Annotated in this window: 20 protein-coding genes; 10 read left to right on the top strand and 10 right to left on the bottom strand. The window is 71.7% G+C overall.

Annotation, left to right across the window (positions count from 1 at the left end):
• Positions 1-3: 3 nt before the first annotated feature.
• A complete protein-coding gene (locus VGE38_RS16230) occupies positions 4-984 on the bottom strand; it encodes a hypothetical protein (protein WP_331143597.1) in 981 nt (326 codons plus the stop codon).
• A 205-nt stretch (positions 985-1,189) separates the two neighbouring features.
• Here VGE38_RS16230 and VGE38_RS16235 point away from each other — a divergent pair, with 205 nt between their 5' ends.
• The 5 genes from VGE38_RS16235 to VGE38_RS16255 all read left to right on the top strand — a co-directional run bounded on the left by VGE38_RS16235 (position 1,190) and on the right by VGE38_RS16255 (position 7,672).
• Entirely contained in the window at positions 1,190-2,869 is a 1,680-nt protein-coding gene (locus tag VGE38_RS16235; RefSeq protein WP_331143598.1) for a hypothetical protein, read from the top strand.
• A 301-nt stretch (positions 2,870-3,170) separates the two neighbouring features.
• Positions 3,171-4,250 carry a sugar ABC transporter substrate-binding protein gene (locus tag VGE38_RS16240; RefSeq protein WP_331143628.1) on the top strand — a complete coding sequence of 360 codons (1,080 nt, stop codon included), beginning with the start codon at positions 3,171-3,173 and terminating at the stop codon, positions 4,248-4,250.
• Positions 4,251-4,346: 96 nt separating this feature from the next.
• Positions 4,347-5,123, top strand: coding sequence for an ATP-binding cassette domain-containing protein (locus VGE38_RS16245; protein ID WP_331143599.1), 777 nt, complete (start codon positions 4,347-4,349; stop codon positions 5,121-5,123).
• A 20-nt stretch (positions 5,124-5,143) separates the two neighbouring features.
• On the top strand, positions 5,144-6,421 hold the full coding sequence (locus tag VGE38_RS16250) for a sugar ABC transporter permease (protein WP_331143600.1): 1,278 nt from the start codon (positions 5,144-5,146) through the stop codon (positions 6,419-6,421).
• Positions 6,422-6,430: 9 nt separating this feature from the next.
• Positions 6,431-7,672, top strand: coding sequence for an ROK family protein (locus VGE38_RS16255; RefSeq protein ID WP_331143601.1), 1,242 nt, complete (start codon positions 6,431-6,433; stop codon positions 7,670-7,672).
• 262 nt (positions 7,673-7,934) lie between these two features.
• Here the strand turns inward: VGE38_RS16255 and VGE38_RS16260 are convergent, their stop codons facing one another.
• The 3 genes from VGE38_RS16260 to xylB are packed head-to-tail and all read right to left on the bottom strand — an operon-like array spanning position 7,935 to position 11,690.
• Complete coding sequence (locus VGE38_RS16260) at positions 7,935-9,128, bottom strand: ROK family protein (protein WP_331143602.1); 1,194 nt, start codon at positions 9,126-9,128, stop codon at positions 7,935-7,937.
• A 19-nt stretch (positions 9,129-9,147) separates the two neighbouring features.
• Entirely contained in the window at positions 9,148-10,314 is a 1,167-nt protein-coding gene (xylA, locus tag VGE38_RS16265) for a xylose isomerase (protein WP_331143603.1), read from the bottom strand.
• Entirely contained in the window at positions 10,311-11,690 is a 1,380-nt protein-coding gene (gene xylB, locus VGE38_RS16270) for a xylulokinase (RefSeq protein ID WP_331143604.1), read from the bottom strand. Before xylB ends, xylA begins: the two co-directional genes overlap by 4 nt.
• A 124-nt stretch (positions 11,691-11,814) precedes the next feature.
• Here xylB and VGE38_RS16275 point away from each other — a divergent pair, with 124 nt between their 5' ends.
• Positions 11,815-12,282: a DUF5709 domain-containing protein gene (locus VGE38_RS16275; protein WP_331143605.1), complete on the top strand. Its 468-nt coding sequence runs from the start codon at positions 11,815-11,817 to the stop codon at positions 12,280-12,282.
• 112 nt (positions 12,283-12,394) lie between these two features.
• On the top strand, positions 12,395-12,538 hold the full coding sequence (locus tag VGE38_RS16280; RefSeq protein ID WP_331143606.1) for a GPGG-motif small membrane protein: 144 nt from the start codon (positions 12,395-12,397) through the stop codon (positions 12,536-12,538).
• On the opposite strand, the gene VGE38_RS16285 is transcribed toward VGE38_RS16280, so the two are convergent.
• Both VGE38_RS16285 and VGE38_RS16290 read right to left on the bottom strand, forming a co-directional pair.
• Positions 12,535-13,200, bottom strand: a complete 666-nt coding sequence (locus VGE38_RS16285; protein ID WP_331143607.1) for a UdgX family uracil-DNA binding protein — start codon at positions 13,198-13,200, stop codon at positions 12,535-12,537. The genes VGE38_RS16280 and VGE38_RS16285 overlap by 4 nt on opposite strands.
• Positions 13,181-13,513: a DUF3140 domain-containing protein gene (locus VGE38_RS16290; protein ID WP_331143608.1), complete on the bottom strand. Its 333-nt coding sequence runs from the start codon at positions 13,511-13,513 to the stop codon at positions 13,181-13,183. Before VGE38_RS16290 ends, VGE38_RS16285 begins: the two co-directional genes overlap by 20 nt.
• Positions 13,514-13,593: 80 nt before the next feature.
• On the opposite strand from VGE38_RS16290, the gene VGE38_RS16295 reads away from it, so the two are divergent.
• Positions 13,594-14,247: an FMN-binding negative transcriptional regulator gene (locus tag VGE38_RS16295; protein WP_331143609.1), complete on the top strand. Its 654-nt coding sequence runs from the start codon at positions 13,594-13,596 to the stop codon at positions 14,245-14,247.
• A gap of 68 nt (positions 14,248-14,315) precedes the next feature.
• On the opposite strand, the gene guaA is transcribed toward VGE38_RS16295, so the two are convergent.
• The 3 genes from guaA to VGE38_RS16310 form a co-directional block, all read right to left on the bottom strand.
• A complete protein-coding gene (gene guaA / locus VGE38_RS16300; RefSeq protein WP_331143610.1) occupies positions 14,316-15,887 on the bottom strand; it encodes a glutamine-hydrolyzing GMP synthase in 1,572 nt (523 codons plus the stop codon).
• Positions 15,888-16,086: 199 nt separating this feature from the next.
• Positions 16,087-17,808, bottom strand: a complete 1,722-nt coding sequence (locus VGE38_RS16305; RefSeq protein ID WP_331143611.1) for a GMC oxidoreductase — start codon at positions 17,806-17,808, stop codon at positions 16,087-16,089.
• On the bottom strand, positions 17,805-19,421 hold the full coding sequence (locus VGE38_RS16310; protein WP_331143612.1) for a succinic semialdehyde dehydrogenase: 1,617 nt from the start codon (positions 19,419-19,421) through the stop codon (positions 17,805-17,807). The genes VGE38_RS16305 and VGE38_RS16310 overlap by 4 nt, the downstream gene beginning before the upstream one ends.
• 136 nt (positions 19,422-19,557) lie before the next feature.
• Between VGE38_RS16310 and VGE38_RS16315 the strand changes: the two genes are divergently transcribed.
• Positions 19,558-20,178 (top strand): HVO_A0114 family putative DNA-binding protein, encoded by a 621-nt coding sequence (locus VGE38_RS16315; RefSeq protein ID WP_331143613.1) that lies wholly within the window; start codon positions 19,558-19,560, stop codon positions 20,176-20,178.
• Between the two features lie 47 nt (positions 20,179-20,225).
• Positions 20,226-20,549: a hypothetical protein gene (locus VGE38_RS16320; protein WP_331143614.1), complete on the top strand. Its 324-nt coding sequence runs from the start codon at positions 20,226-20,228 to the stop codon at positions 20,547-20,549.
• 163 nt (positions 20,550-20,712) lie between these two features.
• On the opposite strand, the gene VGE38_RS16325 is transcribed toward VGE38_RS16320, so the two are convergent.
• Positions 20,713-21,936: an acyl-CoA dehydrogenase family protein gene (locus VGE38_RS16325; RefSeq protein ID WP_331143615.1), complete on the bottom strand. Its 1,224-nt coding sequence runs from the start codon at positions 21,934-21,936 to the stop codon at positions 20,713-20,715.
• Between the last annotated feature and the right edge of the window lie 44 nt (positions 21,937-21,980).

A 21,980-nucleotide genomic window follows, 5' to 3' on the forward strand; every position in this document is an offset into this window, starting at 1 on the left:
GCCCTAGGACGGGGACGGGGCACGCAGCACCACCCGGCGCTCACGGCCCCACGCCACCCCCAGCGCCACCAGGTTCGGGGCACCGTAGTGCGCCATCGCGTCGGCGATGCGGCGGCGGCCGGTGCGCTCGGAGATGCCGAGCGCGCGCGCCGCGGCCTCGAGGCTGGCGCCGTTGCACATGAGCTGGATGAGCGGGTCCCACGTGGCCTGCTCCCCGCGTACGCCGACCGACTGCTCCCACAGTCGCTCGAACGCCCAGGAGGCCAGCCCGGCCACCGCCCGGCTGTGGACCGCGGCGACCGTCGTCGGCCAGGCCTCACCCCACTGCAGGGGCACCGCCACGATGCTGTCGTCGGCCACCCAGAACCACGACGGCGGGCTGTGCACCGCGCGGATCTGCAGCCCGGCGCCCAGCTCCTGCTCGATCCGGTCCTGCGCGGCCGGGTGCGTGACGTCGGCGATCGACCCGATGACCCGTGCCCGGTTGCCGTCGGACCCGATCACCCGGTGCCAGGTGTCCTGCATGGCCGGGTCCGCGACGAAGAGCGGTGAGGCGTCCGGCAGCACGATGTCGGTACGCCGCAGCGGATGCCGTCCCAGCAGGTGGTGCCACAGGTCGGTCACGGCGGACTCGCCGTGGAACAGCTCGATGTCCGCGACGGCCTGCTCCCCCGCCTCCCCGATCGACCAGGCGCGCATCAGCATCGGAAGCTCGTCGGTGGTGTCCACGAGGCCACCCGCCAGTCGACGCAGCCCGTCCAGCAGCTGCTCGGTCTGCCGGCGTACGTCCCCGGCGAGAGCGGCGGGCGGGGTGAGGTAGCGGATCCGGTCCCCGTCGAGCTCGACGTATCCCCGCTGCTGCAGGGCGGCCAGGTCGGCCCGCACCTGCGAGGTCTCGCGCCGCGCCAGTCCCGCCAGCTCGGGGACGGACTCGGCGCGGGAGCGGAGCCCGGTGGCCAGCAGCTCGAACAACGCGTCGGTCACGCCCCGATCGTCACACAGGTGCGGCACCCGGTGTCGCAGTTTCCGGTTGGTGGCCGCGTTCCCCACGGCCCGGGCCGTAGGTCCCGAGTTCGTGTCCGACTCCTGCCATGGCCGGATTCGGACATGGATCGGGGGGCTGTCCGGCCGACCATCGAGGAGCAGCGGCCCGCAGGTCGCTCGGACCCATCGTTGGGGAGGACCCTCCATGACCACATCCCGCACCCGCGGGTCGACCCGGCTCGTCGCCGGCGTCGCCGCCACCGCCCTGCTGAGCGCCGGACTGGCCTGCTTCGCCGCGCCGGCGAACGCCGACACGTCCAGCGGCCCCCTGGGCTTCAGCGTCCAGAAGCTCGCCGCGACGAGCGAGGGCGTCGTCGTCGCGATCGGCAGCAGCTGGGACGACGCCACCGAGACCAGCACCGCGCACGCCGCACTGATCGACGGCTCCACCGTCACGCCGATCGACGGCGTCCCGGCGGACGCCCAGCTCAACGCGGTCGCCGTCGTCGAGTACGCCGACGGCCCGGTCGCGCTCGTGGGCGGCCGCGAGGGGAACCAGGCGGCCGGATGGACCGTCGATCTCGACGCAGCCCAGCCGACGTTCGCAGCCGACGGTGAGCCGCTGCCCTGGACGTCGGTCGACGCCATCGGCGTCGCCCACCTCACCGACGAGGTCGCCCCGGTCGTGGCCGGCACCGCCGAGGACGAGGACGGCAACCAGAATGCCGTCGCGCTCCTGTCCGCTGTCGGCATCGTGGAACTGGCCGAGAACGGCACCCCGAGCTCGATCACCGCCACCTCCGACGCGACGGTCTACGCGGTCGGCACCGGCGCCGACGGCCAGAGCGGCGAGCTCTGGGTCGCCGCTCCCGAGACCCCGGTCGCGACCTACGGTGTCGGCGACTACCCGTCGGCGGTCGTGGTGAGCGGTGGCACCGTCCTCGTCGCCAGCTCCGTGGCGGACAGCGGCACGATCGAGGCCATCGACGCCACCGACGGCTCGCCCGTGCACACCCTCTCCTTCGGGACCGAGAGCGCGGTCGCCGGGATGGCGCTCTCGCCCGACGGCGAGACGGTCTACGCCGCCGTCAACGACTACGCCTCCTACCAGTTCAGGGTGCACGCCATCCCGGTCGCCGGGATCGGCGACTACGACGTCGACACCGCCGACACGACGTACGCCGGCGGCGTGCTCGGATCGCTGGCGCTGGTGGAGCGCGGGGGCCTCACCACGCTGTTCAGCCCGCAGTACGACAGCCAGGCCGGCACCGACGTCATCGCCGGCTTCGACATCTACGGCGAGCTCGACGCACCCGACGCCGCTGCCACGATCGCCGGCGCTACCGGCACCGTCGTGGTCGGGCAGACGCTCACGGGCGGCACCTCCGGCTGGCCCGAAGGGACCACGCTGAGCTACGGGTGGGGCATCAACGGCGGCCAGTGGGGTGACTACCGCGAGGGCCAGAGCCTCCCCGTCACCGCCGACCTGGTCGGGACCCAGGTCCAGTACATCGTCACCGGCGTCAAGGGCGGCGACCGGCTGGAGGTCCGGTCGACGCCGGTCGCCGTCCAGGCCGCACCGGTCGTCCAGCAGCCGGTCGTCACCCTGCCGACCCTTCCGGGTGTCACCAAGAAGGCGACCGCCACGGTCGCCGGACCGGTCAAGGTCGGCAAGGTCGTCAAGGCCAACGTCGGCACGTGGCCGAAGGGCACCAAGGTCAAGGTGCAGTGGTACGCCAACGGCAAGCCGATCAAGGGCGCGACCAAGAAGAGCCTCAAGCTCACCAAGAAGCTCAAGGGCAAGAAGATCAGCGTGGTCGTCACCGGCACCAAGGCCGGCTACGCCCCGAAGAGCAAGCAGAGCAAGCCCACCAAGGTGAAGTGACCTGACGAGCCTGCAACCAGCTTCACGACGCCCGTAGCGGTGTCGACGGGGGCCCGGGATCCATGACGGATCCCGGGCCCCTGTCGTCGTCCGACCGGGACTCATCGCTGGCTCGTCCCGGACTCCCAGCGACGTTCGTAACAAATCGGGAGGACCTGTCTCCGCACCCTAGACGTGACCGGCTTCACTCGATATGTTGTCGCAGACAACAAACAACCCCACCGTGATTCCGGACCACCGTCCTCGGATCCCGGAAGCCGGCATGGGATCGCACCGCAAGGAGGCGGTTCGCGTGAAGCGAATGAACAGCTTGGTCCTCGTCGGAGTCGCGGCTGCGGCCCTGACGCTGAGCGCCTGTGGGTCTGACGACGGCGACACCACCGGCAGCGAGAACGGCGGCGGCGACGCCACCGGCAAGATCGGCGTCATCCTCCCCGACACCGAGTCCTCGGTGCGCTGGGAGAGCGCCGACCGACCGGCACTGGCGGCGGCCTTCGACGCTGCCGGCGTGGAGTACGACATCCAGAACGCCGAAGGCGACGCGGAGAAGATGACGCAGATCGCCGACACGATGATCGGCAACGGTGTGACCGTCCTGGCCATCGTCAACCTCGACTCCGAGTCGGGCGCGGCCATCCAGGAGAAGGCCGCCTCGCAGGGCGTCGCGACCATCGACTACGACCGCCTCACCCTGGGCGGCTCGGCGGAGTACTACGTCTCGTTCGACAACACCAAGGTCGGCGAGCTCCAGGGCCAGGGCCTGGCCGACTGCCTCGGCGACGGTCCGAAGAACATCGTCTACCTGAACGGCTCGCCCACCGACAACAACGCGACGCTGTTCTCCGCCGGCGCGCACAGCGTCCTCGACAAGATCACCGACTACAAGGTCGTCGGCGAGCAGGCCGTCCCCGAGTGGGACAACGAGGAGGCTGCCACGATCTTCCAGCAGCTCTACACCGCGGCCAACGGCAAGGTCGACGGCGTGCTCGCCGCGAACGACGGTCTCGGCGGCGCCGTGATCGGCATCCTCGAGGCCAACGGCCAGGCCGGCAAGGTCCCGGTCACCGGCCAGGACGCCACCGTCGAGGGGCTGCAGAACGTGCTCGCCGGCACCCAGTGCATGACGGTCTACAAGTCCGCCACGCTGGAGGCGAACGCCCTGGCTGAGGCGGCCATCGCACTGGTCAAGGGCGAGGAGGCCGAGACCACGGGCACGGTCGAGGACGCCGAGGGCGGCCGCGACGTCCCGGCGATCCTGCTCGACCCGCAGTCGATCACGAAGGACAACGTCAAGGACGTCATCGACGACGGCGGCCAGAAGGCCGAGGACGTCTGCGCCGGCAACTTCGCTGCTCTCTGCAGCGAGGCCGGCATCTCCTGACGCATCCGTTGCGGACGCACCCGGGCCGTCGTACGGCGGTCCGGGTGCTCCCCTCGATTCGTTGTACCGAACAACCAATCCTAAGAAGGTCTCTCCATGACGCAGCCGCTGCTCGAGCTCCGTGGTGTCAACAAGAGCTTCGGCATGGTCCACGTCCTGCACGACGTCGACTTCGCCGTCTACCCCGGACAGGTGACCGCGCTCGTCGGCGACAACGGCGCCGGCAAGTCCACGCTGGTGAAGGTCATCGCCGGCATCTACGGCCGCGACAGCGGCGACTACCTCTTCGAGGGCCAACCCGTCGAGGTGCACGGCCCCCGCGACGTGGCCGCGATGGGCATCGAGGTCGTCTACCAGGACCTCGCCCTGTGCGACAACCTCGACATCGTCGAGAACATGTTCCTCGGCCGCGAGGAGAAGACCGGCGTCATGCTCGACGAGGTCGCCATGGAGTCGCGGGCCCGCGAGACGCTGGCCTCACTCTCGGTCCGCACCGTGAAGTCGGTGCGGCAGAGCGTCGCCAGCCTCTCCGGTGGGCAACGCCAGACGGTCGCGATCGCCAAGGCCGTGCTGTGGAACTCCAAGATCGTGCTGCTCGACGAGCCGACCGCGGCGCTGGGCGTCGCGCAGACGCGCCAGGTCCTCGACCTGGTACGCCGGCTCGCGGACCGCGGTCTCGGCGTCGTGCTCATCTCCCACAACATGAACGACGTCTTCGAGGTGGCCGACCGCATCACCGCCCTCTACCTGGGTCGGGTGGCGGCCGACGTACCCGCGAGCGAGGTGACCCACAACCAGGTCGTCGAGCTCATCACCGCCGGGCGCTCCGGCAGCCTCGGGCTGGCCGAGAACCCCGCCACCGCCACGATCTGAACGCCGCAGGAGACAACGTCATGACCCTCGGATCCACCTCGCCCACCCCCTCCGTGGCCGACACCGACTTCGCCGCCGACACGCGGCAGGCAGCAACGCTCCAGGACTCGGCTCGCGACTACGTCAGCCGCCTGCGGGGTGGTGACATGGGGTCGCTGCCGGCGATCCTCGGCCTCATCGTCCTCTTCATCGTCTTCACCGCGCTGCACGACCGGTTCCTGACGACGTACAACATGGCGAACCTCGTCGTGCAGGCGGCGTCGATCTGCGTGCTCGCCATGGGACTGGTCTTCGTGCTGCTGCTGGGCGAGATCGACCTGTCCGCCGGTGTCGCCGGCGGCGCGTCGGCGACCATCACGGCCCTGGTGATGATCGACCACGGCTGGGAGTGGTGGGCCGCGACGCTGCTCGGCATCGGCGCCGGCGCGGCCATCGGCGTCGTGATCGGCCTGCTCGTCGCCGAGCTCGGCATCCCGTCGTTCGTCGTCACGCTGGCGTTCTTCCTCGCGCTGCAGGCCGTGCCCCTCAAGCTCATCGGCTCGGGCGGGTCGCTGCGGTTCAACGACGAGATCCTGCGCGGCCTGTCGATCAAGAACGTCCCGATCGTCGCCGGCTGGATCGCCGCGGCGGTGATCGTGCTCGGGTTCGCCGCGCTGGTGCTGTGGCGCTACCGCACCCGCGTGGCGCGCGGCCTCGTGCACCAGCCGCTGGCGCTGGTGCTGATCCAGATCGCCGTCCTGGCCGCGATCGTCCTCGGCGTCACGGCGCTGCTCAGCGCCAACCGCGCCCCCAACCCCGAGCTCTTCAACATCAGCGGCATCCCGTGGGTGGCGCCGGTGGTGATCGCGCTGCTGCTCTTCTGGACGTTCGTGCTGCGGCGCACGCGCTTCGGGCGTCACCTGTACGCCGTCGGCGGCAACGCCGAGGCCGCGCGCCGGGCGGGCATCAACGTGCGCCGGGTTAAGATCGCCGCCTTCGTGATCTGCTCCGGCATGGCGGCGGTCAGCGGCCTGCTCGCCGCGTCCTACACCGGCAAGGTCTCCCCGGGCTCGGGCGGCGGCAACGAGCTGCTGTACGCCGTCGGCGCGGCCGTCATCGGCGGCACGTCGCTCTTCGGCGGCCGGGGCCGGGCCATCGACGCGGTCGTGGGTGGCCTCGTGATCGCCACCATCCCCAACGGTCTGGGCCTGCTCAACCAGGCCAGCTACATCAACTTCCTCGTGACCGGCGGTGTCCTGCTGCTCGCCGCGAGCGTCGACGCGATCTCCCGTCGTCGACGCAGCGCGTCGGGCGTCTAGGGTGCGGCCGTGCGGACACAGCGACGGGCGGGGATCGGGACGAACCAGGAGGCGGTCCGCCGCCACAACCTCGGCACGCTGCTGCGCCACGTCCACCGCGCCGGTCAGATCTCGCGCGCGGAGCTCACCAGCGCGATGGGGCTCAACCGCTCGACGATCGCCGGGCTCACCGCCGAGCTGGAGTCGCTGGGCGTGACCGAGCGGGCCCTGCCCGGAGCTCTCTCGGGGGCCGGCGAACGCCAGGGGGCCGGCCGGCCGTCGGCCGGAGTCCGGCTCGCCGCCGAGGGTCCCTACGTCGTCGCCGTCGACCTCGGGGTGGACCGGGTGGTCGCGGCCCGGGTCAGCCTCGGCGGCCGGATCGCGCTGCGTGCGGCCACGACGCTGTCGCACCCCGCCGAGGCCTGGCAGGTCGGGGCCACGGTCGCGGCGCTGATCCGGCAGGTCGTCGCGGAGGCGCCGGCGAGCGCTCCCCTCGTCGGCATCGGCATCGGCGTCCCCGGCCTGGTCCGTCGCGCCGACGGCCTGGTCCGGCTGGCGCCGAACCTGGACTGGCACGACGTCTCGCTCAGCTCCGTCGTGCTGGCCGCGCTCGGCATCGACATCCCCGTCGCCGTCGCCAACGACGCCGACCTCGGCGCGCTGGCCGAGCACGAGCGCGGCGCCGGCGTGGGCGTCGACGACCTCATCTACGTCTCCGGCAACGTCGGCGTCGGTGCCGGCATCATCACCGGCGGCCAGCGGCTCGAGGGCACCGGCGGGTACGCCGGCGAGATCGGCCACCTCCGCTTCGACCCCACCGGCGAGCCGTGTCACTGCGGCAGCCGAGGGTGCTGGGAGACCGTCGTCGGGGGGCATGCGATCGCCGCGGCGATCAGCTGCCCGACCGCCCAGGTGGCACAGGTCGACGAGGTGCTGGCCGACCTGGCCGACGTACCTCCCCCGCTGCGGCACATCGGCACCGCCCTGGGCCAGGGACTCGCGTCGGTGGTCAACGCCTTCAACCCGCGGCTGGTGGTGCTCGGCGGCTACTTCAGCCCGCTGTACGTGCTGGTCCGCGACGAGATCGAGCAGGGCCTCACCGACGCCGCGCTCCCCGCGGCGATCGAGGCCGTCAGCCTGGTCGTCCCCGGCCTCGGCGGCGACTCGGTCCTCCTCGGTGCGGCCGAGATGGCCTTCGAGCCGCTCTTCGTCGACCCCGTCGCCTCCCTCGGCAACGCGCTCCTCGACGTCCGCTCCCGACTCGCCGGCTGAGCAGCCGCCCTCGCCCGAGCCGCCGCAAAGTGTCACGGTGACAGTTGGCCGCAGGGGTGACCCTTCCAAGTGTCACTCGCACGGCGAAGTGTCACGGTGACAGTTTGGATCTGCCGCTCGCCCGGGCCTGCCGCCCCGCAAAGTGTCACCGTGACAGTTCGAGGCAGGGGTGACACTTCGAAATGTCACTCGCGCGGCAAAGTCCCACGGTGACACTTTGAACTGTCACGGTGACACTTTGCGCCGCGGGGGCACACGCCGGTCAGGCGAGCTCGACGTCCCCCGCGAAGACCCGGCTGAAGGCCTGCTCGGCGGCGCCGAGGGCGGCGGCCTGGATGCCGAGGGTGGAGAGCCGCAGCTCGGGGCGCACCTGGGCGGGCGCGGCGAGCCGGGCGTCGAGCGCGGCACGGGCCGGCGCCAGCACTCGCTCGCCGAGCGGCACGAAGAACCCGCCCAGCACGACCACCTCGGGGTCGAGGACGGAGGCCAGCATCGCCAGACCGAGCCCGACCGAGTGGCCGACCTCCGCGAGGGCATCGACGACGGCCGGCTCCCGGTCGGCGCGCCCGGCCAGGAGGGCGGCCGTGGCCAGCGGCGTCTCGACCTCGGTCATGCCGACCCGCGCGAGTACGGCGTGCAGCCCGATCGAGGCCTCCCAGCACCCCTGTCGCCCGCAGCCGCAGCGCGCGGTCGAGTCGCCGATCGGCATGTGCCCGACCTCGCCGGCGAAGCCGGCGCCGCCCCGGACCAGCTCGCCGCGGTCGACGATGCCTGCGCCGATGCCGACGGTGCCCGTGAGGTACAGCGCGTGGGCGACGCCGACGGCGGCGCCGTGGTGCGCTTCGGCGTACGCCGCACAGTTGGCGTCGTTGCTGACCCGGACCGGACAGCCGAGCGCATCCTCGACGGCGGCGGCCAGGGACTCCCCGGTGACGCCGATGTTGGGCGCCCAGGCGATGGTGCGGTTGTCGCCGCGGACCAGTCCCGGGACGGCCACCCCGGCCGCCACCAGGTCGTGGGCCTCCCCCACCGCCTCGGCGCGCGCCCAGCGCGCCAAGGCGACCAGGGCGGACACGTCACCGGGACCGGTGACCGGCCGGCTGGCGCTGAGCCGCACCGTGCCGGTCAGGTCGAGCACGGCGACGGAGACGTAGTCGACGTTGAGCTCCAGGCCCAGCGCCAGGAACCGGCGACCGGAGAGGGCGACGGGGACACCGGGGCGGCCACGAGCGGCGACGGCCGACCCGGTCCGCTCCAGCTCGGTCACCGCGTCGGCGGCCTCGAGGGCGGCGACGATCACCCCGACGGTCGCCTTCGCGAGGCCGGTGCGCTTGGCCAGCTCGGCCCGGGTGGCCGGGCCGAGCTGGCGCAGGCTGCGCAGCACGAGCGAGGTGTTCTGCCGCCGCAGCCCCTCGGTGGAGCCGGGCCGTCCGGCGCGATCGGCAGTCGTCGTCACGAGCGGGGAGGCTAGCGGCTCAGCGCACGCCGTACAGGTGCTCCAGCGCCAGCTGGTCGAGCCTCTCGACCGCGGCACCGCGCACGGCGAGCGCCTCGGGGTCGGGGAGCTCCCACTCCAGCAGCTGCTGCCACCCCTCGCCGTCGGCCAACGTCGGCTGGGCGAGCTCGGGCAGCTTGGCGGCCTGGAGGGCCGCCTGGACCTCCGGGTCGGCGCGGAACGCCTTCACCTTCTCGCGCAGGATCAGGTAGTTGCGCATGTTGGCCTCGGCCGTCACCCACACGCCCTCGTCGTCCTCGACGCGCGAGGGCTTGTAGTCGAAGTGGACGGGGCCGTCGTACCCACCCGCTAGGAGGGTGTCGACCACCCAGAACGCGCCGCGGACGTTGCCGGCGCCGAAGCGCAGGTCCTGGTCGTACTTCGGGCCGTTCTGCCCGTTGAGGTCGATGTGGAAGAGCTTGCCCTGCCACAGCGCCTGGGCGTAGCCGGCGGCCGCGTTGAGGCCGGCCATCTCCTCGTGGCCGATCTCGGGGTTGAGGCCGACGAGCTCGGGACGCTCCAGCATCTGGATGAAGCCCAGGGCGTGGCCGATCGTCGGGAGCAGGATGTCGCCGCGGGGCTCGTTCGGCTTGGGCTCGATGGCGAACCGGAGGTCGTAGCCCTGGTCGACGACGTACTGCCCCAGCACGTCGAAGGCCTCCTTGAGCCGGTCCAGCGCCACCGGGGTGTCCTGCGAGGCGCCGTACTCCGCGCCCTCGCGGCCGCCCCAGGCGACGTAGACCTTCGCGCCGAGGTCGGCGGCCAGGTCGATGTTGCGCATCACCTTCCGGATCGCGAAGCGGCGGATGTCGCGGTCGTTGTTGGTGAACGCACCGGCCTTGAACACCGGGTGGCTGAACAGGTTGGTGGTCGCCGTGGTGACCACCAGGCCGGTGTCGGAGAGGCCCTTCTTGAACCGCTCGATGATCCGGTCACGCTCCGCCTCGCTCGACCCGAACGGGATGACGTCGTCGTCGTGGAAGTTCACGCCGTAGGCGCCCAGCGCGGCGAGCCGCTCCAGGGCGTAGACGGTGTCCATCGGCGGGCGGGTGGCCGGGCCGAACGGGTCGACGCCCTGCCAGCCCACGGTCCACAGGCCGAAGGAGAACTTGTCCTCCGGCGTCGGCTTCGGGATCTCGATGGTCATGTCTGGTTCCTTTCGTGGTCGCGCCAGGCGGCGTAGGCCTCACGCACGTGGGGGGTCGGCTCGGCGTCGTAGGTCTCGGTGTCCGGCAGGGTCCAGGCCGGCAGCTCCCCGGTCAGCGCCCACGCCGCCTGCCGGGCGGCGCCCAGGGCGACGTACTCCCCCGCCGGCGGGAGCAGCACCGGACGGCCGAGCACGGCCGGCGCCAGGGCGCGTACGGCGGGCGAGCGGGTCGCGCCGCCGACCATGAGGATGCGCCGCGGCTGTTGGCCGGTCGCCGCGACGAGCAGGTCGACGGCGTCGGCGAGCGAGCACAGCAGTGCCTCGAACGCCGCGCGGGCCAGGTCCTCACGCGTCGTGCGCGGGGTGAGACCGGTCCAGGTGCCGGTCGCGTCGGGCCGGTTGGGGGTGCGCTCGCCGCCGTAGTACGGCAGGAACGTGACGCCGCCTGCTCCGGCCGGTGCCGCGAGCGCCATGGCGGCGAGGTCGTCCAGCGAGACGCCGAGCCAGCGCGCCTGCAGGTCCAGGATCTGCGCCGCGTTGACGGTCGCGACCAGCGGCAGGAACCCGTCGGCGGCGTCGGCGAAGCCGGTGACCGCGCCGGTGCCGTCGGCGACCGGGACGGCGCTGATCGCCGACGCCACGCCGGACGTGCCGATGGAGACGAGCACGTCGCCGGTCTCCAGGCCGAGGCCGAGCGCGGCGGCCGCGTTGTCCCCGGTGCCGCCGGCGACGACGACGCCGGTCGCGGTGTGGGCGGCGACCGTGCCCGGGCTCACCAGCCGGGGCAGGTCCGGCTCGTGGCCGAGGGCGTTCTTCGCCAGGTCGGGGCGCCACACGCCCGTACGGGTCTCGAAGTACCCCGTGCCGGACGCGTCGCCGCGGTCGGTGAAGGCCCCGGTCCCGGGCGCGGCGGCGTGGCGGGAGACGTAGTCGTGGGGCAGCAGCACCTCGGCGACCCGGCCCGCGTTCTCCGGCTCGTGGTCGCGCAGCCACCGCAGCTTGGTGGCGGTGAAGGAGGCCACCAGCACGCTGCCGGTCACCTCGGCGCAGGCCTGCGGCCCGCCCAGCTCCTCGACCAGGTCGCGGGCCGCCTGCGCCGAGCGGGTGTCGTTCCACAGCAGCGCGTCGCGCACCGGCTCACCGTGGGCGTCCAGCGCCACCATGCCGTGCTGCTGCCCGCCGACCGCGAGCGCCTCGGCCCGCTCCAGCAGCCCTGCCGTCGCCTCGTCGAAGGCGGCGAGCCACGCGCGGGGGTCCACCTCGGTGCCCGGCGGGTGCGGCGCCGAGCGTTGCTCGACCACGGTGCCGTCGGCCGCGTCGACGAGGAGCGCCTTGGTCGACTGCGTGGAGGAGTCGACTCCTAGGACGTAGGTCACATCATCATTAAGTACGAGACTCGAACGAAAGTCAACCCGTCGGCCCGGCATGGAGCGCAGCAGGCTGGGGACCTGAGTGGCTGACCCGATGGGCCGCGCCGAGGCGGCCGGAAGTGGAGGAGTCATGACCGAGAACCGCGAGGAGTACGGCGACTACAGCGTCGACGACGAGGACCAGCCGGGCGCCGAGGGCGCCGCGGCGGGCGGGCCGCCCGACCCGCGCACCGACGCCGACGACCCGCTCGACGCCGGCTACTCCCCGCCCGAGAAGTACAGCGCCGGCCAGGGCTACGGGAACACGCCCTGGGAGGAGGAGCACCGCGAGACCATCGACCAGCGTCTCGGCCAGGAGATCCCCGAGCCCGACCCGTACGACGAGGCGGCCGTCGAGGCCGGTGACGCCACCGAGGCCGACGAGTACGCCCAGGACCCCGAGGCGGGCAGCGACCGCGCCGGGCGCCTGGTCGACCCGGACCAGGGCAGCGGCCCCGACGAGGAGAAGGACCTGGTCGGCCAGGACGTCGGGATCGACGGCGCCGGCGCCTCGGCGGAGGAGGCCGCGATGCACGTCGTCGACGAGGACGATCTCTGACGGCAACCGCGGGGGCCGGGCGGCGCGCCGGATATCCGGCCCCGTGTTCGGGTACCAGGGCGGCACCTCGTCGCGGCGATCAGCGCCCGGCGCAAGACGCAGGGAGGGAACGATGGCGTTTCTCTTGTGGATCCTGGCTGTCATCCTCGTGGTGGCCGGCATCGTGAGCCTGGTCCGTGGATCGATCCTGTGGGGCGTCGTCCTCATCATCGTCGGTCTGGCGGTCGGCCCCGGTGGCTACAGCATCTTCCGCTAGCGGTCCGACAGCGCGGACACCGCTGTCCGCAGGTCACTGACCAAGCCGTCGTACGCCGCCTCGCGGCCGTCCCGCGCACGCAGGACGGCCGCGGGGTGGACGGTCGGGAGGACCCAGGGCGGTGCCAACGCCACCGGCACGGCCTCCGGCCACTCCTGCAGCGTTCCCCTCGTCGCTCCGACCCGGAACCCGGGGCCGTAGAGCGCCTTCCCGGCGGTCCCGCCCAGCAGCACCACCCCGGAGGGCCGCACCACCTCGAGCTCGGCCGCCAGCCACGGCGCGCACGCCGCCACCTGACCGCGGTCGGGCGACTCGTGGATGCGCCGCTTGCCCTTCCACTGGAACCGGAAGTGCTTCACCGCGTTGGTGACGTAGACCTGCTCCGGGTCCACACCGGTCGCCGCCAGCGCCTCGGAGAGCACGCGCCCGGCCGGACCCACGAACGGCTCGCCCTCGCGGTCCTCCCGGTCGCCCGGCTGCTCCCCCACCAGCATCAGCCCGGCCCCGGCCGGCCCCCGGCCCATCACCGCCTGCGTGGCGTCGCGGTACAGCTCGCAGCCGCGGCAGTCGTGGACGGCCTCGTGCAGCGCCGGCAGGGTCGGCTCGGCGGGCACCCAGCGCTGGGCGCCCGGGCGCTCGACCTCAGGGCTTGAGCGCGTCATGGCCGATGTCCATCAGCCGCCGTCGCTCGGCGTCGTCGCTGATGGTGGCGTCGAGCTCGACGCCACGCTTGCCGACCACCTTGTCGACGACGCGCTGCATGACGAGCACGTCGTCGTCGGTCAGGTCGCCGCGACGCTTCCCGAGGATGTCGACGACGCGCTGACCGAGTTCGCTGCCGGCCTGGTCGGGCAGCGCCTCGGTCTGCTCGCCGGCGCCCTCGACGGCGAGCCAGTCGCGCAGCTCGCGTGAGGTCATGTTCACCACGCGATGGAAGTTCTCCCACAAGGTGTCGTCCACGGTCGTGCCGGCCATGCTTCCTCCTCGTCGGTCGGATGCTGTCGTGCACCGTTACCCAGGCGCGGAGAACCGCTCACGTCGGGGAGAATGGGACCGTGTACGTGCCTCGCCCCAACGCCCTGACCGACGACACCGAGCTCCGCGCCCTGGTCGCGACGGTCGGTGCCGGCGAGCTGGTCACGCCGGGCCCCGACGGATATCCGCTCGCGACCCGGCTCCCGCTGGTGTGGGAGGGCGACGTCGTCCGTATGCATATGGCGCGCGCGAACCCGCACTGGCACTCCCTCGAGCCCGGGACGCCCGCCCTGGTCGTGGTCACCGGGCCGGAGGCGTACGTGTCGCCGGGCTACTACCCCTCCAAAGCGGAGCACGGCCGCGTCGTACCGACCTGGAACTACAGCGCCGTCCAGCTCCGGGGTAGGGCGACCGTGCACGAGGACGCCGAGTGGATGCGCGCCCAGGTCGAGCGGCTGACCGACGCCATGGAGGCGGGCCGGGAGGCGCCGTGGGCGGTGGCCGACGCCCCCGAGCCGTTCGTGGCGCAGCAGCTGCGCGCGATCGTGGGCGTCGAGATCACGGTCGAGGCGGTCACCGGCAAGGCGAAGCTCAGCCAGAACCGCACGGCCGAGGACCGGGCCGGGGTGGTCGCCGGACTGCGCGCCACCGGACTGCCGCGTGACGCTCAGGTGGCCGACCAGATGGCCGACCAGCTGGCCCACCACACGGACCCCTCCGCCCCGGGCACCTGACCCCACTCACCGCGACACGCTGCCGCGACGTTGACGATGTCAGGTGCCGGCCGGCGGCCCGGCGGGAGTCACTCCCACTCGATGGTGCCCGGCGGCTTGGAGGTGATGTCGACGGTGACCCGGTTGACCTCGGCGACCTCGTTGGTGATGCGGGTGGAGATCGTCTCCAGCACGTCGTAGGGAAGCCGCGCCCAGTCCGCCGTCATGGCGTCCTCGGAGGTCACCGGCCGCAGCACGATCGGGTGGCCGTAGGTCCGGCCGTCGCCCTGCACGCCCACGGAGCGTACGTCGGCCAGCAGGACGACCGGGAACTGCCAGATGTCGCGATCCAGACCGGCGCGGGTGAGCTCTTCGCGGGCGATCGCGTCGGCCTCGCGCAGGATGTCGAGCCGCTCGCGGGTCACCTCGCCGACGATGCGGATGCCGAGGCCGGGGCCAGGGAACGGATGGCGCCAGACGATCTCGGGCGGCAGGCCGAGCTGCTCGCCGACCAGGCGCACCTCGTCCTTGAACAGCGTGCGCAGCGGCTCGACGAGCTCGAACTCGAGGTCCTCGGGCAGACCGCCGACGTTGTGGTGCGACTTGATGTTGGAGGTGCCCGCGCCGCCGCCCGACTCCACGACGTCGGGGTAGAGCGTGCCCTGCACCAGGAAGCCCACGGACGTGCCCTCGGGGGCGTCCTTGACGATGTCGAGCTCGGCGGCCTCGAAGGTGCGGATGAACTCCCGGCCGATGATCTTGCGCTTGGTCTCGGGGTCGCTGACGCCGGCCAGCGCGTCGAGGAACTGCTTCTCGGCGTCGACGACGACGAGGTTGGCGCCGGTCGAGGCCACGAAGTCGCGCTCGATCTGCTCGGTCTCGCCCTTGCGCATCAGCCCGTGGTCGACGTACACGCAGGTGAGCCGGTCGCCGATCGCCTTCTGCACGATGGCGGCGGCCACCGCCGAGTCGACACCGCCGGACAGGCCGCAGATCGCGCGGCCGGTCTCGCCGATCTGCTCGCGGATCCGCTCGATCTGCTCCTCGGCGATGTTGCCGATGGTCCAGGTCTGGCGGCAGCCGGCGATGTCCCAGAGGAAGTGCTCCAGGACCCGCTGGCCGTGCTCGGAGTGGAGCACCTCCGGGTGCCACTGCACGCCGGCGAGGCCCTTGTCGACGTTCTCGAACGCGGCGACCGGGGTGACCGCCGTCGAGGCGAGCACCTCGAAGCCCTCGGGTGCCGCGGTCACGGAGTCACCGTGGGACATCCAGACGTTGTGGCTGCTGGGGATGCCGCCGAGCAGGGTCCCGGCGTGGCCGACGGAGACGGGCGTGCGGCCGTACTCCCGCGCACCGGTCGCCGACACCGTGCCGCCGAGCCGCTCGGCCATCAGCTGGAAGCCGTAGCACATGCCGAACACCGGCGTCCCCGCCGTGAACAGCGAGCCGTCGATGCCGGGCGCGCCCTCGGCGTACACGCTGGAGGGGCCACCGCTCAGGATGATCGCCTTCGGCTGACGGGCGAGCATCTCCGCGACCGGCATCGAGTGCGGGACGATCTCGGAGTAGACCCGCGCCTCGCGCACCCGCCGCGCGATGAGCTGGGCGTACTGGGCGCCGAAGTCGACGACGAGGACCAGGTCGTGCTCGGACTGCGTCATGAGGCGGATCCTACCCAGGAACGACTCAGGGCCCGGCCGGGGAGGGAGGGTGGCCGGGCCCTGATCGTCCTGCCGCGTGCGCAGGGCAAAGACCCGGAAATCTAAGGGAGGGAGCAAGTCCCGGGTCCGCCCTGATCAACGAGGCCCTCCGAGGCGGGTTACGCGGGACCCACAACTATTTCCAGAACTATTTCCAGAACTATGAGCTGGTGCCGACGATGGGCAGCCGCAACGCCGCCGGAGCGGTCGGCGGCACCGCCGGACGAGCCGGCTGGACCGGCTCCAGGCGGACGTACGCCGACCCCAGCTCGGGCCGCCGGTCCGGCTCGCCCTTGTTCGGCCAGAACGCCATCGCGCGCTCGGCCTGCGCCGTGATCGTCAGCGACGGGTTGACGCCCAGGTTGGCCGAGACCGCCGAGCCGTCGACGACGTGCAGGCCCGGGTAGTTGTAGAGCCGCTGGTAGGCGTCGATCACGCCGGTCTGCGGTGAGTCGCCGATCGTGCAGCCACCGATGAAGTGCGCGGTCAGCGGCCGGTTGAACGGCTCCCCGATGGTGCCGCCCGGGGTCGCGCCGCCCATGACCTCGGCCATCGTGCGCACGGCGTCGTTGGCCGCCGGGATCCAGGTGGGGTTGGGCTCGCCGTGGCCCTGCTTGGAGCTGAGCCGCCAGCCGAACGGCGTCCGCTTGGGGAACACCGTGATGGAGTTGTCCAGCGACTGCATCACCAGCGCGATGACGGTGCGCTCCGACCAGTGCCGGAGGTCGTAGAGGTCGCGGATGTTGCTCTTCTGGCGCCACAGCTCCTTGAGCCAGGTCTTCCAGCGCTTGTCGTCGGCGTCGCCGTCGGTGAGCACGGTCTGCAGCAGCGACATCGCGTTGCTGCCCCGGCCATAGCGCACCGGCTCGATGTGGGTGTGCTCGTCGGGGTGCCACGACGACGTGATGGCCACGCCGCGGCTGTAGTCGACGGTGCGGTCCGGGGCGATCGCGCCGAGGATCGACTCGGAGTTGGTCCGGGTCAGCTCGCCGAGCCGGTCGGAGATCGCCGGCAGGTCGCCGGTGGCCTTGAGCCGGTGCAGCAGCTTCTGGGTGCCGAGGGCGGCAGCGGAGAAGATGACGTGGTCGGCGGTGAAGACCTTGGTCGCCGGCCGACGACCGAACCGGGACAGCTTCGCCTTCGTCCAGCGAGCGTGGACCTCGTAGCCCCCGCCGGGGCGCGGGACGACCCGGGTCACCGTGGTGAGCGGGTGGACCTCGGCGCCGTTCTTCTCGGCGAGGTAGAGGTAGTTCTTGACCAGGGTGTTCTTCGCGTTGTGGCGGCACCCGGTCATGCACTCACCGCAGTTGGTGCAGGTGTTGCGGGCCGGGCCCTCTCCGCCGAAGAACGGGTCGGGGACCTCGGTGCCGGCCGGCTGGCCGGGCTGCCCGTAGAAGACGCCCACCGGCGCGGCGTGGTAGGTGTCGCCACGCCCCATCTGCTCGGCCACCTTCTTCATCACGTCGTCCGACGGGGTCATGAAGGGCGAGGTCACCACGCCGAGCATCCGCTTGGCCTGGTCGTAGTACGGCGCGAGCTCGCTCTTCCAGTCGGTGATGTGGGCCCACGAGGGGTCCTGGTAGAACGGGTCGAGCGGCTCGTAGAGCGTGTTCGCGTAGACCAGGGAGCCGCCGCCCACGCCGGCGCCGGCGAGGATGAGGCAGTCCTTGATCATGTCGATGCGCTGGATGCCGTAGCACCCCAGGGCCGGGTTGAAGAGGAACTTCTTCAGGTCGAACGACGTGGCCGCGAACTCCTCGTCGGTGAGCCGCGCGCCCGCCTCGAGCACACCGACCCGGTAGCCCTTCTCGGTCAGCCGCAGCGCGCTGACGGAGCCGCCGAAGCCCGACCCGACGACCAGGACGTCGTAGTGCTGGCTCATGCCCGGCCGAGCTTGTTCAGCGCGCGCAGGCTCAGGGTCATGACCTTGGCGTACGTCTGGTCGGACATGCCGAGGACCGGCGCGAGCGGCATCAGCCGCTGGGTGGCCACGGACTGGGTCTCGGTGTAGCGCAGGATGCCCTCGCGACCCTGGCGGCGGCCCATGCCGGAGGAGCGCATGCCGCCCATCGGGGCGTCGATGCTGGCGAAGGTCGCGCCGAAGGCCTCGTTGATGTTGACGGTGCCGGCCTTGACCTGGCGGGCCAGGGCCCGGGCGCGGTTGCCATCGCGGCTGTAGATCGCGGCGTTGAGGCCGTAGTCGCCCTGGTTGGCACGGGCCACGGCGTCGGCGTCGTCGGAGAAGCGGTAGATCGAGACGACCGGGCCGAAGGTCTCGTTGGCGAACACCGTCATGTCCGGCGTCACGCCCTCGAGGATCGTCGGCTCGAAGAAGTGCGGCGCCAGGTCGGGCCGGGCCCGGCCGCCGGCCAGCACGCGGGCGCCCTTGGCGACGGCGTCCTCGACGTGGGCCTTGGCGGTCGTGACCTGGTCCTCGCTGATGAGCGGGCCCATGTCGTTGCCCCAGTCCAGCGTCGCGCCGAGCGTCATCGCCTGGGTGCGCGCGACGAAGCGCTCCACGAACCGGTCGTAGATCGCGTCGGCGACGTACATTCGCTCGATCGAGACGCACAGCTGTCCGCCGTTGGAGAAGGCGGCGCGCACGGCGCCCTCGGCGGCCCGCTCGATGTCGGCGTCGGCCAGGACGATCATGGGGTTCTTGCCGCCCAGCTCCAGCGAGCAGCCGATCAGCCGCTCGGCGCAGCCTTGAGCGACCAGCTTGCCGGTGGCGGTCGAGCCGGTGAAGCAGATGTAGTCGGCCTTCTGGATCATGCTGGTGCCGACCCGCGAGCCGGGACCGGCGACGACCTGCCACAGGTCCTTCGGGAAGCCGGCCTGCTCGAGCAGCTCGGCGCCGAGGAGCGCGGTCAGCATCGTCTGGGCGTCGGGCTTGGCGACCACCGCGTTGCCGGCCGCGATGGCGGCCAGGCCGTCGCACAGCGCCATCGTGAAGGGGTAGTTCCACGGCGAGATGATGCCGACGACGCCCTTCGGCACGTGGTTGACCTCGACCCGGGTGAGGACGGGGATGACGCCGATCTTCCGCTCGGTGCCGAGGTGCTCGGCGGCGGTGCGGGCGTAGTAGCGGGCCGTGAGCGCGATGTGGAGCGGCTCGTCGAAGGCGTGCTTGCGGGCCTTGCCGGACTCCAGCACGATCAGGTCGAGGATCTCGGCCTGACGGTCGAGCACCATGTCGTGGAGGCGCAGCAGCAGCGCGTTGCGACGCTCGATCGGGGTGCGCGCCCACTTCTCTTGCGCCACGCGTGCCCGCGCGAACGCCTCGACGATGTCGGCCTCGCTGGACTGCGGGATGTGCGCCAGCGGAGCACCGTCGAGCGGCGAGAGGACCTCCTTGGTCTCCCCCGACGTCGCCAGGATCCGGTTCGTCAGCGAGGCGACGTACTCCGGCTCCAGGGCGTACGACGCCGCCGGGTCGTGCTCGGGGTCACGGGGACCCTCGACGAGCGGACGGTTCTCGGGGTTCGAAGCGCTCATGTACCGAGGGTATGTGACGGCGGTCTCGGTTGCTACCCATTGGTCACTTTTTGGCGGGACACGTGTCCCGGGAACTCTTGAGGCCGACCCCGGGACTCTCTTGTCTATTCGTTAACCGGATAATATCATCAGTTTGATGAGTAAGTCTGCCGCGCCCCCATTGATGGCGATCTTCCGGAGCCAACTCCAGGGCGAGTTGCTCGCACGGCTGCTGCTGGCTCCCGAGCAGACGAGCATCTCCGATCTCGCGCGTGACCTCGGCGCACCATTCGCCACGGTGCACCGCGAGGTCGAGCGGCTCATCCGAGCCGACCTGGTACAGGCCACCCAGGTCGGCCGCACCCGCGTCCTGCGCGTCAACGCCGACAACCTCGCCTACCGGCCGCTGCGCGACCTGGTGCTGCTGACCTTCGGTCCGCGCCAGGTTATCGATGAGGAGTTCGGCGAGCTCGCCGGCCTCGAAGGTCTCTACATCTTCGGCTCGTGGGCGGCCAGATACCGCGGTGAGGACGGTCCGCAGCCCAACGACATCGACGTGCTCGTCGTCGGTGAGGTCGACCGTGATGACGTGTGCGACTGCGCCGACCGAGCCCAGAGGCGCCTACAGCGCCCGGTCAACCCGACCGTGGTCAGCCGTGCGCGCTGGCTGGAGGCCGGGGAGCCCTTCCTGAACCAGCTCCGTCGTCGGCCGCTGGTACAACTGGTGCCCGCTCCCTCCACCGAGGGTGACACGAACACCGACGTGCGGCGCTCCTAGGTCCACTCCAGCGACGCCTCGCGTCTCCACGAAGTCGGGAGAACGCAGTGAGCTGGCACAAGGGCGCAGCCACCATCGAGGACCTGCTCGACCAGGGTCACCTCGAGCGCGTCGAGGCGAACCCGGACGAGGCCACCTACCTCGTCGATCGCGCACGCACACATCTGGAGACCGCCGCGCGGAACATGGAGGCCGATCCCGAGATCGCCTACGACGCGCTGTACGCCGCAGCTCGCAAGGCACTCACTGCTCTCCTACGACAGCAGGGGCTGCGGCCCACCCAGAAGGGCGGACACGAGGCGGTCATCCAGGCGGCGGAGGCGCAGCTGGTCCCACCGGCCGGCCCCATCCTGCGTCCCTATGACGCCTGAAGCGCACTCGCGGCGCCGGGGACTACCAAGCCTCCGAGGGAGCACTCTCGGTTGACGACGTTCGCAGGGACCTGCCGGCCGCCCAGCAGATCGTCGACGCTGCCGCGGACGTGCTGCCCCAGATGCCGGTCTTCGTTCCCAGCCGTCGCTGAGCGCGAATCCGTCAGGCGCGGTTCGCCTGCCGGCGCAGCTCGGCCTTGGCGAGGGCGTTCTTGTGGACCTCGTCGGGACCGTCGGCGAAGCGGAGCGTGCGGATGCCGGCGTACGCCGCGGCGAGTGGGAAGTCCTGGGACAGGCCGCTGGCGCCGTGGACCTGGATCGCCTTGTCGAGGATCCACTGGACTGTGGTGGGCGTGGCGATCTTGATCGCCTGGATCTCGGTGTGGGCGCCACGGTTGCCCACGGTGTCCATCAGCCAGGCGGTCTTGAGCACCAGCAGCCGCAGCTGCTCCACCCGCACGCGGGACTCGGCGATCCAGTCGCGCACGACACCCTGGTCGGCGATCGGCCTGCCGAACGCGACCCGGCCGGCGGCGCGCTCGCACATCAGCTCGATGGCGCGCTCGGCGACCCCGATGGAGCGCATGCAGTGGTGGATCCTGCCGGGGCCGAGACGGGCCTGGGCGATGCCGAAGCCGCCGCCCTCCTCCCCGATCAGGTTCGTGACCGGCACCCGTACGTCGGTGAAGCGCAGCTCCGCGTGCCCGCCGTGGTCGCGGTCGTCGTAGCCGAAGACGTGCATCCCGCGCTTGACCTCCAGGCCGGGGGTGTCACGGGGCACGAGCACCATCGACTGCTGGCGGTGCCGCTCGGCGGAGGGGTCGGTCTTGCCCATGACGACGAAGATCCGGCAGTTGGGGTTCATCGCGCCGGTGATCCAGTGCTTGCGCCCGTTGAGGACGTACTCGTCGCCGTCGCGCACGATGCTGAGCTCGATGTTGGTGGCATCGGAGGAGGCCACGTCGGGCTCGGTCATCGCGAAGGCCGACCGGATCGTGCCGTCCAGCAGTGGCGCGAGCCACCGCTGCTGCTGCTCCTCGGTGCCGAACTGCGCGAGCACCTCCATGTTGCCGGTGTCGGGCGCGGCACAGTTGATCGCGGCCGGGGCGAGCTGGATCGCCCGGCCCGTGATCTCGGCGAGCGGGGCGTACTGCAGGTTGGTCAGCCCGGCGCCGTGCTCGCCGGGGTCGAACAGGTTCCACAGCCCGCGGCGGCGGGCCTCGGCCCGCAGCTCGGCGAGCACGGGGACGGCGTCCCACGCCCACGGGTCCGCGGAGGCCTCGAGCTGCTCGTGGAAGACGGCCTCGGCCGGGTGGACGTGGGCGTCCATGAAGTCGAGGAGCTCGGCGCGGAGCTCCTCGGTGCGGGCGTCGAAGGCGAAGTCCATGTCGGGTCCCTCGGTGTCAGGTCGGTGTCAGGCCGGTGTCAGGT

Origin of the sequence: Nocardioides sp. (assembly GCF_036405735.1) — a bacterium.
Lineage (GTDB): Bacteria > Actinomycetota > Actinomycetes > Propionibacteriales > Nocardioidaceae > Nocardioides.